The organism is Herbiconiux sp. SALV-R1 (assembly GCF_013113715.1).
GTDB lineage: Bacteria > Actinomycetota > Actinomycetes > Actinomycetales > Microbacteriaceae > Herbiconiux.
The window spans coordinates 348,933-363,386 of record NZ_CP053344.1; the positions used below are offsets into that span (position 1 = coordinate 348,933).

Here is a 14,454-nt window from a genome sequence, read left to right on the forward strand (position 1 = left end):
TCGGAGGGGGCTTCGTGCTGAACGTCGAGGCCGGGCCGCGGAAACGCCTCTCGGCGAAAGGCCGCTCGGAGCGGCGAATATTGGAGCCCGGGGTTACCGCGACCCGACATCCTCAAGTCTACCCGCTGCTCGTCTCAGTCGAGACCGTCGTGCCGCCAGAGCGCTGCCGAGGAGCTCAGATCGTCGCCGATCGTCTCGAAGCGCAGGGCGCGCGTGGTGAGGGTCGAGGCGGTCTCGGGGGCGCCGATCTCCGCGTCGTCGGCGATGCTCGCGCATCCCTGCGCCATGATGCGGCAGAACGCGGCGGCCCGTTCGAGGGCGATCGCAAAGTCTCCTGTGAACAGTCCGCGGAGGATCTGATCGGCGAGATCGGTGATCTCCTTGGGCCCCGTCGGGCTCTCCGCGCCCGCGACCACGGGATCGATGCCGGCCATCACCTCGGTGCCGCGCTCGAAGAAGTAGCTCGCCATCTCGGCGTCCTGACGGATGAGCACGCGCAGCAGGTAGATGCGCCACAGGCTCCCGGGGAGGCTGTGAGCGGATGCTCGTGCCCAGAGCTCGGCGACGGCGTCGATGCCGTGGTCGTCGGTGTAGGCGAGCAGCCGCTCGATCACCTCAGGCTGCGGGTCGTCGCGCACCCGGCTGAGCAGGGCGCCCGCCGTCTCGTGCGCCACCCGGTTGATGGTCGCCGGATCTTCGCCGCCCTGGAAGGCCTCGAAGGCCGAGCCGTCGAAGAGTGCGGGTCGGTGGAACTCGTTCGCCATGGCATCCGTTCTCTCACGCCCTCGGGCGGATCGGGCGCGCCCCGACCGCAGACTACAACGCTACGCACCCCGGATGCTTCCCGCCCGGGTTCACGCGCACAGCGAACAGCGCCCTCTGCGCGCCGAGTTCGCGTGCCGGGCGTCGCACGTGCCCCGCGGAAGGCGATACCCTTGACCCCGTAGGGCCTGTAGCTCAGTTGGCAGAGCATCGGACTTTTAATCCGCGGGTCGTGGGTTCGAGCCCCACCGGGCCCACCACGCAGCTGCTCGGGGGAGCGGCACAGTGCGAACGGTATGAGAATCGTGCCGCCGAGCTCCCGGGGAGCTCGACACGCCGATTCCCATACCGTTCGGACGGCAGGGGGAGCACGTGCTCGTTGAACTCGCGGGGATGACGTGGCCCGAGGTGGGGGAGCGGCCGCTGGTGGTGGTGCCGGTGGGGTCGGTGGAGCAGCATGGGCCGCATCTGCCGATGGTGACCGACACGGTGATCGCGACGGCGGTGGCGCGGGGCGCGGCGGAGGCGATGGCGCGGGAGGTCGTGGTGGCGCCGGCGGTGGCGTACGGGTCGAGCGGGGAGCATCAGGCGTTCCCCGGGACGGTGTCGATCGGGCGGGAGGCGCTGCACGTGGTGGTGATCGAGCTGGCGCGGTCGCTCTCCACCTGGGCCGGGCGGGTGGTGCTCGTGAACGGGCACGGGGGCAATGCGGCGACGCTCGCCTCCGCCGTCGCGCAGCTCATCGCCGAAGGGCACGACATCGCGTGGGTGCCTGTCGCGACGCTCGCGAGGGATAGCCAGAAAGGACTCCCGGCACCGGATGCTCATGCCGGGTGGTGGGAGACGTCGCTGATGCTGCACCTGCAGCCCGCATCCGTGCGCAGCCCGCTGCCGACGGCGGGGGACGTGCGCCCGATGAGTGAGCTGATGCCCGAGCTAAGGGTGGGCGGGGTGCGGGCGGTGTCGCCGTCGGGCATTCTGGGCGACCCGTCGGGGGCGACAGCGGCTCAGGGGGCGGTCATCTTCGAAGCGCTCGTCGACGCCCTGGTGGCGCGGATCGACGCAGCGGCCCCTGACGCGAACGGCATGCTGCGCGCCTGACGCGCAGCGCGCGCGTGACGCGCGGCACGCGCGGAGGGGCAAGCAGCGCTTCACCACCCCGTCGACAGCACCTCGTCGAGCGTGTCGACGAAGAAGTCCGCGCTCGAGCGCGTCAGCGTGAGCGGCGGCTTGATCTTGAGCACGCACTGCCTGTCCGACGTGGGCTGCACGATCACGCCGAGTTCGCGCATCCGCTCGCACAGCGCCGCCGTCTCCTCAGTGGCGGGTTCGAGGGTGCCGCGGTCGCGCACAAGCTCGACCCCGAGGTACAGCCCGAGACCGTGCACGGCGCCGATGAGCGGATGCTTCGGCATCAGCCCCTCCAACCGCGACTTCAGGTACCCGCCGACCACGCGCGCGTTCTCCTGCAGCCCCTCGTCGCGGATGATGTCGAGCACCGCCAGCCCCACCACCGAGCTCACCGGACTCCCGCCCGCCGACGAGAAGAAGTACCCCTGCGAGCGGTACGCATCCGCCACCGCGCGACTCGTGATGACGGCGCCGAGCGGATGCCCGTTGCCCATCGCCTTCGCCACCGTGACGATGTCGGGCACCACGCCCTGCTGCTCGAACCCCCACAGGTGCGATCCGAGCCGCCCGTACCCCACCTGCACCTCGTCGGCGATGCACAGCCCGCCCGCCGACCGCACCGCGCCGTACACCGCCTCGAGGTAACCCTCGGGGAGGGGCATGCCACCGGCGTTGCCGTAGAACGCCTCCGCGATGCAGGTCGCGGGCTCCTGTCCCGCCGCCACGAGCGCCTCGATCGCAGCGACCGCGTCGGCGGCGTACAGGTGCGCCGAGTCGTCGCCCCGATAGCGCCCGCGGTAGCTGTTGGGTGCATCGAGCGTGTGCACCCACGGCGGCCGGGTCGAGAGCGCCTGCGGGTTGTCGGCGACCGAGGTGGAGACCGCGTCGGCCGCATCCGACCAGCCGTGGTACGCCTCGCGCACCGCGACCACGTCGCGCCGCCCCGTCCACGCCCACGAGATGCGCAGCGCGAGGTCGACGGCCTCGGTGCCGCTGTTGACGAAGAACACCGTGTCGAGCGGGTCGGGCAGCATGCCCGCGAGTCGCTCCGAGAACTCGACGATCGACGCGTAGTTGAACCGCGAGTTCGTGTTGAGCAGGTTCAGTTGCCGCGTGACGGCCGAGACGATCCGCGGATGCGCGTGCCCCACCGACGCCACATTGTTCACCATGTCGAGGTACGGCCGCGCCTCGGTGTCGAACAGGTGGTGCCGCCACCCGCGCTCGATCTCGGGCGGCGCGTCGTAGTAGTGCTCCTGCACCTCAGCGAGCGACTGCTCCCGCCGCTCCAAGAGAGACGGATGCGCGCGGCCGGCCCCCGCATGGTCGCCGGGCACCGGAGAACCGGGCACCGCAGAGCCGAGCAACGGCGTGGGGTCGGCGACGAGCGTCTCCCACCCCGGCGCGAGCTCCGAGGTCACGAACCACGGCACAGCCCCGGCCTCGACGCCGGGGCGCAGCACGCGGATCCGCAGGTGCGAGGCCTGCCCGAGCACGTCGCCCGCCGCGGCGACCGCGCCGTCGGAGCCGGCGGCGGGATCGAGCCCTTCCAGCTCGACGATCCCGACCCCGTCGACGGCCAGCAGCATCCGCTCGCCCTCCCTCGACACGGCTCCCGCCCACGGCGCCGCCACGGTCCGGAGCTCGGCGAACCACAGCTCGACCCCGAGCGCCGCACACGGATGCGCGGTGCCCGACTCCAGGAACGACCGCGTGAGGCGGCGCTCGCCGAAGCGCGCCAGCGCCACCGTCGCGCCCGCACCCGCATCCGCATCCACCCCGCCGCGCAGCGTCTCCGCCGCCAGCTCGCCCTCCACACCCTCGTCGGCGAAGCGCCCGCCGGCGAGCCGCTCGCTCAGCGCCCCGAGGTCGACGACCGACACCCCCGCATCCGACACACCGGGCAGGAGCGGATGCTCCACAGCGGGCAACCCGCCCGAAGCCGCCACCTCGAACCCGCACACCACCCGCACCAGCCCCGTCATCACCCGGAGCGGCACGCTCGTCGCGACCTCGAAGATGACGTGCTCGTGCTCCGCGTTCGCCCGCGTGTAGTCGTTGCCGGGATCGGTCGCCGCCGCATGGTGCGCGCTCACCACGAGGGTCGCCGCCCGCAGCACCACGAGCGGCCAGAGCGCCTCGGCCTCGGCTTCGGCGAGCGGCCGCAGCTCGTGGAACGCACGCACCGCCGGCAGCACCGACGTCGGCCCGGCGCCGTGGTGGTGCAGCACCCCCGAGCAGCTCACCGCGAGCTCGGCGACGGTCCAGCTGTGCACCACGTCACCGAAGTCGATGATGCCGTGCGGCATCAGCCGGCCCGCCGCATCCGTCGCCCCCACCACGTTGTCGTCGGTGATGTCGCCGTGGATGACCTGCCGCGGCAGCGAGCCGTCGAGCTCGCTCACCCGCGCCCACGCCTCGTCGGCGGCCCGCCGCACCTGCTCGGCGAGCTCGGGGTCGTCGACGTAGGGGAGCAGGTCGTCGACCAGGCGGCGTGCCTGCCGCAGGTCCCACTCGAGCTCGCGGTGGGTTCCCGGATGCGCGAAGTCGGCGAGGGAGAGCACGGCGAGAGCGGCGAACCTGCCGAACTCGGCGACCACGGCGGGGGAGAGGTAGCGGTCGCCCGAGAGCGGGGTTCCCTCGACGAACTCGAGCAGGCGTGCCTGCAGCGGCCGGCCGGCGAGCTCGACCGTCTGCACGAGTGATCCGTCGGCGGCCGGCACGGTGCGCGGCACCGCGATCCCGGCTCGACGCGCATCCAAGGCGCCACCGACGTGCGCCGCCGCGAGCGACTGCGCCTCGAGCTCGGCGACCGTCGAGGAGGGGTTCGCGATCTTCAGCAGGAACCGCTGCCCTTCCTCGCCCACGACGAGGTTCGCATCCGTCTGGCTGCCGAGCGAGCGCACCGGCCCGGTGACGCCGAACATGGCGCGGGCGATCTCGGCGCCTTCGGCCTCCAACACCTCGGGCGCCGGCGTCAGCACTTCGGCGAAGGAGCGGGACGTGTTCACGGAAGGGTGCCTCCTCGGCGGCGGCCGAGGCTCAGCGCCCGCGGTGCCGGTACTGGATGTCGATGGTGTGGTCGGTGAAGCCGAGCGAGCGGTAGAGCGCGACCGCCCTGGTGTTCTCGCCGTCGACGTAGAGCGAGGCCTGCTCGAGCCCGCGTTCGACCAGGCGCGCGAGCCCTTGGCCCATCAGGTAGCGCCCGAGCCCCTGCCCGGCGTGCGCGTCGTCGACGCCGATCACGTAGATCTCGCCCACCCGGTCGCCCGGCTCGACCTTCAGCCAGTTGTAGCCGACCAGCGCGCCGGCGGAGTCGCGCAGCAGCAGGAAGTCGTCGGGCTCGAACCAGGCCTCCGACATGCGGAAGCCGAGGTCTTCGGCGGTCTGCCCGCCCTGCTCGGGGTGCTCGGCGAACACGCGCGCGTTGAGCCGCACCCAGTCGTCGACGTCGCGCCCGCCGCGGAACGGCATGAGCCGGAACCCGTCGGGCAGGGGCGTGCCGCCCACGGGTCCGTCGGGCAGCTCCCGGCGCAGCTGCAGCAGCGTGCGCACCGCGACGAAGCGGTGGGTGGCGGCGAGTCGCCGGGAGGCCGGGTGGTCGCCGTGCGCCCAGGCGAGCAGCTGCTCGCCGTCGGAGGAGGCGGAGACGCCCGCGCCGCCGGAGCCCGCGGAGTTCGCGAGCACGATCTCGAGCAGCTGCCGGCCGAGCCCCTCCTCCCGCCACTCCGGGTCGATGGTGAACTCGAGCTCACCCTGCCCCACGATGGCGGCGCCGACCACCGTTCCGCCGCGTTCGGCGAGCAGCAGCGAGCGTGTGCCCTTGCCCGCGTCGACGAGCGCCTGGTCGTTGAACGGATGCTGGCCGTCGACCAGCGCGGCACGGGCGGCGAGGCGGAGGAACGGCTCGCGCGCCTCGTCGGGGCTACTGACCGAGAGAGTGAGCGATCCGCTCATTGTCGTCCTCGAAGAAGTTGAAGCGGTAGCCGACGTTGCGCACGGTGCCGATGAGCGACTCGAGGTCGCCGAGCTTCGCCCGCAGCCGCCGCACGTGCACGTCGACGGTGCGGGTGCCGCCGAAGTAGTCGTAGCCCCACACCTCGCTCAGCAACTGCTCGCGGGTGAACACCCGCGACGGGTGCATCGCGAAGAAGCGCAGCAGCTCGAACTCCTTGAAGGTGAGGTCGAGGGGGCGGCCGTGCACGCGGGCCGAGTAGCTCGCCTCGTCGATGACGACGCCGGAGGCCTGGATCTTCGAGGTCGATTGGTCTTGCACCTGCCGGCCGATGGCGAGACGGATGCGCGTGTCGACCTCGGCGGGCCCCGCCGACTCCAGCACCACATCCGCAGCACCCCACTCGGCGCTCACGGCGGTGAGACCGCCCTCGGTGAGCACGAGCACGACGGGCACCCCGATGCCGGTGGTGCTGAGGATCTTGCAGAGCGAGCGCGCACTCGCGAGGTCGTTGCGCGCGTCGACGAAGATGAGGTCGCTGTTCGGGGTGTTGACCAGCTGCGAGGGCTCAGCCGGGATCTGACGGGTGCGGTGGCTGAGCAGCGAGAGCGCGGGAAGCACCTCCTGATCGACCGCAGGGGTCAGGATCAACAACTGCGCCACGTAAGATCCTCCAGAGGTCGCCTGCGCGTCAATACTATCGGGCAGAATGGCGGGTATGAGTCTGCTCATGAGAAGCGTAGTCCCGGTGTGGGTGCTCACGATCCTCGCCGTCGTCTCCGTCGGGCTCTTCGTCGCACCCGCCGATTACCTCGTCTACCTGCCCGTCGTGCTGGGGCTGGCGCTCCTGGTGTCGTTCGCCGCGCAGCTCATCGAGCCGGTGCGCACGGGGCTCGTCAACCGCTTCTCGGCGACCCTCGGCGGGGTGTTCGTCATCCTCGCCCTGTCGACCGTCGTGCTCGGTCCCCTCGCCTTCGCGGCGGGCGCTAAGCTCTAGGCATGTCCTACGTCGCGCTAGAACTCCTGTTCATCGGCCTGCTCGGGCTGGCGAGCCTCGCCATCGCCTGGACGGCCGGGGTGGTCGTCTACAAGCTCTACCGCGGCCAGCGCTGAGCTCGTGATCGAGATCCCCACCGACCTTCCCGCCGAGCTCGTCCCGCTGTCGTGGCTGATCGGCGTGTGGGAGGGCACCGGGGTCATCGACTACGCCGTCGGCGACGAGCGGGTGTCGGCCGAGTTCGGTCAGCGCATCAGCTTCAGCCATGACGGCCTGCCGTACCTCAACTACAGCTCCTACACCTGGCTCACGGGTGAGGCGGTGCCCGAGGCGCCGCGCAGCGACGTGCTCCCCGCCGACGACGAGAGCGTCGACGCCGATGCCCCCGACACCTCCGAGCCCCGGGTCGCGACCCCGCTGACCGCCGAGACCGGCTTCTGGCGTCTCAAGCGCCTGCACATCGAGGGCGACCAGGGTCCCGGCATGCTCCCCGGCGTCGGCCCTCGCCCGTTCAACACCGCACAGGCGGTCGAGACGCTCCGCAACTCCGCCGAGGGCTTCGACATCGAGGTGTCGATCGTGCACCCCACGGGTGTCAGCGAGCTCTACCTCGGTCAGGTGAAGGGCCCGCGCATCGACCTCGCCACCGACGCCGTGGTGCGCAGCCAGTCGGCCAAGGAGTACGCCGCGGCCACCCGCATCTACGGCCTGGTCGAGAACCATCTGCTCTGGGCGTGGGACATCGCCGCCCTCGGCCAAGACCTCCGCACCCACGCCTCGGCCCGGCTCGCGAAGGTCGACTGACGGCCGTGCCGGCTGCCCGCTCGCCCCTGCTCGACCTCCCCGGTGCCGTCGCCGGCGCGGGTGCCGACGACGCGGTGGCGGCCCACTACGGCAATCCCGTCGCCGAACAGCGGATGCTCGACGCCGCCCGCGGCGGACGCCCGGTTCCCGGGTCGGCAGCAGGCGCCGTCGTCGACCTCTCGCACCGCGGGGTCATCTCCGTCTCGGGTCCCGACCGCCTCAGCTGGCTCGACTCGGTGACCAGCCAGAGCATCCGTTCGCTCGCCGCAGGCGACTCGGCCGAGACCCTGCTGCTGTCGGCGAACGGGCGCATCGAGCACGCCATCCGGGTGCTCGACGACGGCGAGACGGCCTGGCTGCTGGTCGACGGGGAGGAGACCGCCGAGCTCGAGCAGTGGCTGCAGAAGATGCGGTTCATGCTGCGCGTCGAGATCGCCGACCGCAGCGCCGAGTTCGCCACGATGGGCTGGTTCGGCTCCTCGGTCGACGACCGCGAGCCGCCCGCGGCCCTGGCGGCTCTCGTCGCGCAGGGCGGGGGAGTGCCCCTCACTTGGAGCGACCCCTGGCCCGAGGTGGTGGCCGGCGGCGTGCAGTACGCCCCGGTCGACGAGCACCCCGGTGCCGACTGGTGGTGGCGGGAGTCGCTGGTGCTGCGGGACTCTCTCGGCGCTCTCGCCGATGCCGTGCGCGACGGTGAGCTCTCCGCCGCCGGGATCGCCGCGCTCGAGGCGCTGCGCATCGCCGCCTGGCGGCCGCGGCTCGCGACCGAGGTCGACGAGCGCACCATCCCGCACGAGCTCGACTGGATGCGCTCGGCCGTGCACCTCAGCAAGGGCTGCTACCGGGGCCAGGAGACGGTCGCGAAGGTGCACAACCTCGGCCACCCGCCCCGGCGCCTGGTCTTCCTGCACCTCGACGGCTCCGACGCCGTACTGCCGGCGCCCGGCGACGAGGTCGTTCCGGCGAGCGCGGCGAGCACCGCGGGCGACGGCGACGCCGTGGGTGTCGTCACCTCGGTGGGTGTGCACCACGAGTGGGGCCCCATCGCGCTCGCCGTGGTGAAGCGCCAGCTGCCCGAGGGCGACGCGCTCGTGGTGCGCACCGAGGGCGGCCAGGTCGCCGCGACCGCCGAGACGATCGTGTCGCCCGAGGCGGGGGCCGCCGTGGGCAGGGTTCCGCGGCTGCCGCGGCTCGGGGCGCGCACGCGCCGGAGCTGAACCGAGACACGACCACCGCGCCGGCGCACACCGTGCCGCTTCGAGATTCGGTAAATTAGAGACATGCAGATGCGAAAGCTCCTCCCCGTCACCGTCGTCGCCGCCTTCGCATTCGCGCTGGCCGGATGCACCGTCACCGGCCCCACCGAGAACTTCTCCGGCCTGCCCGAGCTCGAGCACGGCTCGACCGAGCACCCCGAAGACGGTGTCGACGGCATCCAGGCCTTCTGGCTGCAGGAGGGCTCGCAGATCGCCGTCTCCATCCCCGGCAGCTCGGGCTGCCCCATCATCGGCTCCGACATCAAGGTGCTGGAGCCCCGGGGCGAGGGCAACTCGGTCGAGATCGTGACCGTGCCCATCCCCGACGACACCATCTGCACGATGGACCTGGTGCCCCACACCTCGGTGTTCTGGACCCCGGCGAACATCACCACCACCGAGCCCGTGAGCATCCTGGTCGACGGCCAGGAGATCGAGCTCGAGACCAAGTAAGACCCGCTCAGGCGGGTCGCACCTCGTGCCACGGCACGGTGAGCTCGCCGAGGCGCAGCCTCTTCCTGGGGGTGGTGACGCTCCAGCCGGCCGCGGCCAGTGCGTCGACGGTCGCGACCCAGCGCTGCACCGGGCCGTAGGAGCCGAGCCCCGCGTTGTGCTGCCAGAAGCGGTCGAGGTCGGCGAGCAGCCGATGGATGCGCTCGCCCGGCACGTTGCGATGGATGAGCGCCTTCGGCAACCGTTCAGCCACGATCGACGGATGCTCGAGTCCGGCGAGGCGGAGCGAGACGGTGAACGACACGGGGCCCTGGGCCGTCACGCCCACCCAGCTGCCCACCCGGCCGACCTCGTTGCAGGTGCCCTCCACGAGCATCCCGCCCGGTTGCAGTCTCGACGTCATGAGCTCCCAGGCCCCCGCCACCTCCGACTCGTCGTACTGCCGCAGCACGTTGAAGGCACGGATGACCGCGGCCTTGCGCCCGGCGGGCAGCGGCACCTCGAAGCCACCCACGGTGAAGTCGACAGCTGCGTCGGCGGCGAAGGAGCTCCGCCCGTCGCGCACCTCCTTCAGCTGCGCCGTCGCCGTGGCGACGCGCTCGGGCGAGATCTCGAGGCCGGTGACGTGCACCTCGGGCCGTACCTTGGCCAGGCGTGCCTGCAGCTCGAACGCGGTGACCCCGCTGGCACCGTAGCCGAGGTCGACGACGAGCGGGTCTGCGGTGGTGCGCAGCACCGGGAGCGTGCCGATCCAGCGGTCGACGCGACGGAGCCGGTTGGTGTTCGTGGTTCCCCGAGTGACGGCGCCGATGGGCATGCCCTCATCCAATCACGGCGCGCGGCGGCCCATAGGATGAAGGCATGCCTACTGAGCCCTACACCCTCGTTCTGCTGCGCCACGGCAACAGCGACTGGAACCAGAAGAACCTGTTCACCGGATGGGTCGACGTGCAGCTCTCGGAGCAGGGCGTCGCCGAGGCCAAGCGTGCCGGCGAACTGCTCGCCGACTCCGGCGTGCTCCCCGATGTGCTGTACACCTCGCGCCTTACCCGCGCCATCCGCACCGCCGAGCTCGCCCTCGCCGAGGCCGACCGCTCGTGGATCGACGTGAAGCGCTCCTGGCGCCTCAACGAACGCCACTACGGCGCCCTGCAGGGGAAGGACAAGGCGCAGACCCTTGCCGAGTACGGCCCCGAGCAGTTCCAGACCTGGCGTCGCTCCTTCGACGTGCCGCCGCCCCCCATCGCCGACGACGACCCGTATTCGCAGGTGGGCGACCCGCGCTACGCCGACCTCGGCGACGCGGTGCCCCGCACCGAGTGCCTGAAAGACGTCATCGAGCGCATGCTGCCCTACTGGGAGAGCGACATCACGGGCGATCTCGCCCTCGGCAAGACCGTGCTCGTCACCGCCCACGGCAACTCGCTGCGCGCCCTGGTGAAGCACCTCGACGGCATCTCCGACGACGACATCGCCGAGCTCAACATCCCCACCGGCATCCCGCTGGTCTACAAGCTCGACGAGTCGTTCGTGCCGATCGCCCCGGCCGAGTACCTCGACCCCGAGGCCGCTGCCGCCGGCGCCGCCGCCGTCGCGGCCCAGGGCAACAAGAAGTAGCCCGCACGAGAAAGGCCCCGGCCCTCCGAACAGGAGGGGCCGGGGCTTTTCTCGTACCGCGAGGCGCGGCTCAGGCGTTGGTGGAGCCCACCCACTCGCCGGTGGCGAGGTACTGAACCTTCTTGGCGATGGAGACGGCGTGGTCGGCGAAGCGCTCGTGGTAGCGGCTGGCCAGCGTCACGTCGACGGTGTCGACGGCCTCGCCCTTCCAGGTCGCGGCGAGCACGGCGTCGAAGACGCTCACGTGCAGCTCGTCGATCTTGTCGTCGTCGTTGCGCATCTCCTCGGCGATGGCGAGGTCTTCGGTCTGCAGCACGACGGTGAGCTTCTTCGCGATCTCGACGTCGAGGCGGCCCATCTCGGCGAAGGTCTGGCGAAGGCTCTTCTTCACGACCTTGTCGGGGTAGCGGTAGCGGGCGAGCTGCGCGATGTGCTCGGCGATGTCGCCCATGCGCTCGAGCGAGGCGCTGACGCGTAGCGCGGTCACGACGATGCGCAGGTCGCGGGCGACGGGCTGCTGCAGGGCGAGGATGCTGATGGCCAGCTCGTCGAGGCTGGCGGCGAGGGCGTCGATCTTCGGGTCTTCGGCGATGACCGTCTCGGCGAGGGTCACGTTCGACTCGTTGAACGCGGTGGTCGCATTGGTGATCGCGACGGTGACGAGCTCGGAGATCTCGACGAGACGCTCCTGAACCTCGCGCAGTTCTTGCTGGAATACCTCACGCATGCGTGTGGGTCCTTTCTCGGGGTACGGCGTGCGCGTCGGCGATCGGTCGCGCACGCACGGAGTCACTGCCGCTCACGGCGGGCGACAGGTCAATCCTCTCAGGGGCTCGGTTAACGCGAGGTGCCCCGTAGTTGAACAGTCGGCGAAGCGACGGCGTTGCCGGGGCTCACGCCGGTTTCCACCGATCGCGGATCACTAGTGTAGTTGCTATGGAAACAGGCTGGTTGGTGCTGTTGTCTCTGGCACTCGGCCTTGTCATCGGGGCAGGATTCGTCATCCTCCTCCACGTGGCTGAACGGCGGGGAAACAACGCCGTCACGGTGGCGTCGACGGCCGTGCCCGACGGGGTCGACCAGGTGATCGACGCCGTCGAGTCGGCGGGCCTCGTGATCGACCCCTCGAACAACGTGGTGAAGGCGTCGTCGGCCGCTTACGGCTTCGGCCTGGTGGCGAACGGGATGCTGGTGCGCCAGGAGATCATCGACATGGTCGCCGAGGTACAGCGCGAGGGTGAACCCATCGTGCGCGAGGTGGTGATCGCCCGCGGCCCGTTCGGCGACGCGAACGTGCACCTCGACGTGCGCGCCGCGCGCCTCGGCAGCCGCTACACGCTCGTGCTCGCCGACGACGTCACCGAGTCGTACCGGCTCGAGGAGATGCGGCGCGACTTCATCGCCAACATCAGCCACGAGCTGAAGACCCCCATCGGCGCCATCGCGCTGCTCGCCGAGGCGCTCGAACCTGCCTCCGACGACCCCGAGCAGGTTCGCCGCTTCGCCAAGCGCATGGGCACCGAGGCAGCGCGGCTGTCGCAGATCACCCGCGAGATCATCGAGCTCTCGCGCCTGCAGGCCACCGACGTGCTCGCCGAGGCCAAGCGCGTCGACCTCGACGCCATCGTCTCCTCCGCCGTCGACCAGAACCACGTGGTGGCGGATGCGCGGGGCATGACGCTCGCCGTCGGCGGGTCGAAGCACGTGCACGTCGTCGGCGACGAGGCGCTGCTCACCCTCGCGGTGAACAACCTGGTCGCGAACGCCGTGCAGTACTCGCCCGACAACTCGCGCATCGGCATCGGGGTGCACCACGACGACGGAGTCGCGGAGGTGGTGGTGACCGATCAGGGCATCGGCATCCCCGAAGAAGACCTGCCCCGGGTGTTCGAGCGGTTCTTCCGCGTCGACCAGGCGCGCTCGCGCAACACCGGGGGCACGGGCCTCGGCCTCAGCATCGTGAAGCACATCGTGCAGAATCACGGCGGCGACATCAGGGCCTGGTCGCACATCGGCCAGGGCTCGACCTTCACGATCCGGCTGCCCGAGGCCGGCACGACCACTGCGGCACCGCAAGGAGAGAAACGATGACCCACATCCTGCTCGTCGAGGACGAGGCGGCGCTCAGCGAGCCGCTCAGCTACCTCTTGCGCCGAGAGGGCTACGGCGTCACTGTGGCTCCCGACGGGCCGAGCGCCCTCAGCGAGTTCGACCGCGGGGGCGTCGACATCATCCTGCTCGACCTCATGATCCCGGGGATCCCGGGCACCGAGGTGTGCCGCGAGATCCGCACCCGCTCCTCGGTGCCCATCATCATGCTCACCGCGAAGGACTCCGAGATCGACATCGTCGTGGGGCTCGAGCTCGGCGCCGACGACTACGTGACCAAGCCGTACTCCACGCGCGAGCTGCTGGCGCGCATCCGCGCGGTGATGCGACGTCAGCTCGAGGTGCTCGACGCGGCGGAGCCGATGCTCAAGGCCGGCCCGGTCTCGATGGACGTGGAGCGCCACACGGTCGCCGTGAACGGCACCGAGGTGAGTATGCCGCTGAAGGAATTCGAGCTGCTCGAGCTGCTGCTGCGGAATGCGGGGCGCGTGCTGACGCGGGGCCAGCTGATCGACCGGGTCTGGGGCTCCGACTACTTCGGCGACACCAAGACCCTCGACGTGCACATCAAGCGCATCCGCTCGAAAATCGAGACGACGCCGTCGGAGCCGACGCTGCTGGTGACGGTGCGCGGGCTCGGGTACCGCTTCGAGGGCTGAGGCCCTGGCCGGTGCCCGGCTCGCCGCCTCGGCTCAGCGCCTACTCGGCGGGGTCGGTGGTGGGCTCGGGCTCCGGCGTCGCGGCGGGGGTGGGAACCGGGACGGCCGTGGGGGTCGGCGTGATGATGACGGTGGGCGTCGGCGACGGGGTCGGGGCCAGCCCGCTGTACTCGGGCAGCGAGGTGTTCAGCACGGGCACCATGAGCTGCTTGCCCTCCTCGTCGCCGTACTGGAAGTAGACGGGGAAGAGGCTGCCGGGGGCCGAGACGTTGTCGAGCAGGATCTGCTCGCCGCCCTCGGCGCCGAAGCTTGTGATGGCGCCGTTGCCGGCGGCCGAGACCTTCTGGTTCACGCGCTCACCGGTGGCGCCGTCTTCGTACTGCACGAGCACCTGCTGGGTGGAGTCGCTGGTGTTCACGAACGACACCAGGAGGCTCGCCAGTTCGCCGTCTTCGCTGATGAGAGTGGCGTTGCGCACGGCCACCGCGCCGAGGTCGCCGTTCACTCCGTCGGAGGCCTCGATGATCTTGGTCGTGGCCTGCGGGGTGATGAACGCGCATCCTGCAGTACCGAAACCGACGAGTGCAACCACCAGAACGGATGCGGCGAACCGAGCTCTCACAGGACCCTCCAGAGTCGTAGACGCTTTGACGCTCAGCCTACAACGAGCCGCGCCGGGGGAGTGGGTAAGGGCACCCTTACCAGATTGCC

Annotated in this window: 15 protein-coding genes and 1 tRNA gene; 9 read left to right on the forward strand and 7 right to left on the reverse strand. The window is 70.9% G+C overall.

The features are described from left to right. Positions 1-134: 134 nt before the first annotated feature. Positions 135-764, reverse strand: a complete 630-nt coding sequence (locus tag HL652_RS01760) for a DNA-directed RNA polymerase subunit beta (protein WP_171703713.1) — start codon at positions 762-764, stop codon at positions 135-137. Between the two features lie 182 nt (positions 765-946). Between HL652_RS01760 and HL652_RS01765 the strand changes: the two genes are divergently transcribed. Continuing rightward, a tRNA-Lys gene (locus HL652_RS01765) sits at positions 947-1,022 on the forward strand. Positions 1,023-1,134: 112 nt separating this feature from the next. Continuing rightward, entirely contained in the window at positions 1,135-1,863 is a 729-nt protein-coding gene (gene mftE, locus HL652_RS01770; RefSeq protein ID WP_253743583.1) for a mycofactocin biosynthesis peptidyl-dipeptidase MftE, read from the forward strand. A gap of 50 nt (positions 1,864-1,913) precedes the next feature. Here mftE and HL652_RS01775 read toward each other — a convergent pair whose 3' ends face one another. Genes HL652_RS01775 through HL652_RS01785 form a run of 3 tightly spaced genes read right to left on the reverse strand, consistent with a single transcriptional unit; the run spans position 1,914 to position 6,511 of the window. Then, a complete protein-coding gene (locus HL652_RS01775) occupies positions 1,914-4,904 on the reverse strand; it encodes an aminotransferase (RefSeq protein ID WP_171703714.1) in 2,991 nt (996 codons plus the stop codon). 31 nt (positions 4,905-4,935) lie between these two features. Next, a complete protein-coding gene (gene mshD, locus HL652_RS01780) occupies positions 4,936-5,850 on the reverse strand; it encodes a mycothiol synthase (RefSeq protein ID WP_171703715.1) in 915 nt (304 codons plus the stop codon). Beyond that, positions 5,819-6,511, reverse strand: a complete 693-nt coding sequence (locus tag HL652_RS01785) for a response regulator transcription factor (protein WP_171703716.1) — start codon at positions 6,509-6,511, stop codon at positions 5,819-5,821. The genes mshD and HL652_RS01785 overlap by 32 nt, the downstream gene beginning before the upstream one ends. A gap of 67 nt (positions 6,512-6,578) precedes the next feature. Here HL652_RS01785 and HL652_RS01790 point away from each other — a divergent pair, with 67 nt between their 5' ends. From HL652_RS01790 to HL652_RS01805, 4 genes are all read left to right on the forward strand, one after another. Continuing rightward, positions 6,579-6,845, forward strand: coding sequence for a hypothetical protein (locus HL652_RS01790; protein WP_171703717.1), 267 nt, complete (start codon positions 6,579-6,581; stop codon positions 6,843-6,845). 120 nt (positions 6,846-6,965) lie between these two features. Continuing rightward, complete coding sequence (locus tag HL652_RS01795) at positions 6,966-7,649, forward strand: nitrobindin family protein (RefSeq protein ID WP_171703718.1); 684 nt, start codon at positions 6,966-6,968, stop codon at positions 7,647-7,649. A 5-nt stretch (positions 7,650-7,654) separates the two neighbouring features. Next, complete coding sequence (gene ygfZ / locus HL652_RS01800) at positions 7,655-8,866, forward strand: CAF17-like 4Fe-4S cluster assembly/insertion protein YgfZ (protein WP_171703719.1); 1,212 nt, start codon at positions 7,655-7,657, stop codon at positions 8,864-8,866. A 63-nt stretch (positions 8,867-8,929) separates the two neighbouring features. Then, positions 8,930-9,358, forward strand: a complete 429-nt coding sequence (locus HL652_RS01805) for a hypothetical protein (RefSeq protein ID WP_171703720.1) — start codon at positions 8,930-8,932, stop codon at positions 9,356-9,358. Between the two features lie 7 nt (positions 9,359-9,365). On the opposite strand, the gene HL652_RS01810 is transcribed toward HL652_RS01805, so the two are convergent. Continuing rightward, positions 9,366-10,175, reverse strand: coding sequence for a class I SAM-dependent methyltransferase (locus HL652_RS01810; RefSeq protein ID WP_171703721.1), 810 nt, complete (start codon positions 10,173-10,175; stop codon positions 9,366-9,368). Between the two features lie 44 nt (positions 10,176-10,219). On the opposite strand from HL652_RS01810, the gene HL652_RS01815 reads away from it, so the two are divergent. Continuing rightward, complete coding sequence (locus HL652_RS01815; RefSeq protein WP_171703722.1) at positions 10,220-10,975, forward strand: phosphoglyceromutase; 756 nt, start codon at positions 10,220-10,222, stop codon at positions 10,973-10,975. A gap of 70 nt (positions 10,976-11,045) precedes the next feature. Here HL652_RS01815 and phoU read toward each other — a convergent pair whose 3' ends face one another. Beyond that, positions 11,046-11,702: a phosphate signaling complex protein PhoU gene (phoU, locus tag HL652_RS01820; RefSeq protein WP_171703723.1), complete on the reverse strand. Its 657-nt coding sequence runs from the start codon at positions 11,700-11,702 to the stop codon at positions 11,046-11,048. A gap of 209 nt (positions 11,703-11,911) precedes the next feature. On the opposite strand from phoU, the gene HL652_RS01825 reads away from it, so the two are divergent. Together HL652_RS01825 and HL652_RS01830 are read left to right on the forward strand one after the other, a co-directional pair. Continuing rightward, positions 11,912-13,066 (forward strand): sensor histidine kinase, encoded by a 1,155-nt coding sequence (locus tag HL652_RS01825; protein ID WP_171703724.1) that lies wholly within the window; start codon positions 11,912-11,914, stop codon positions 13,064-13,066. Beyond that, on the forward strand, positions 13,063-13,743 hold the full coding sequence (locus HL652_RS01830) for a response regulator transcription factor (RefSeq protein WP_171703725.1): 681 nt from the start codon (positions 13,063-13,065) through the stop codon (positions 13,741-13,743). Before HL652_RS01825 ends, HL652_RS01830 begins: the two co-directional genes overlap by 4 nt. A 40-nt stretch (positions 13,744-13,783) precedes the next feature. On the opposite strand, the gene HL652_RS01835 is transcribed toward HL652_RS01830, so the two are convergent. Continuing rightward, positions 13,784-14,365: a hypothetical protein gene (locus HL652_RS01835; RefSeq protein WP_171703726.1), complete on the reverse strand. Its 582-nt coding sequence runs from the start codon at positions 14,363-14,365 to the stop codon at positions 13,784-13,786. Positions 14,366-14,454 lie beyond the last annotated feature (89 nt).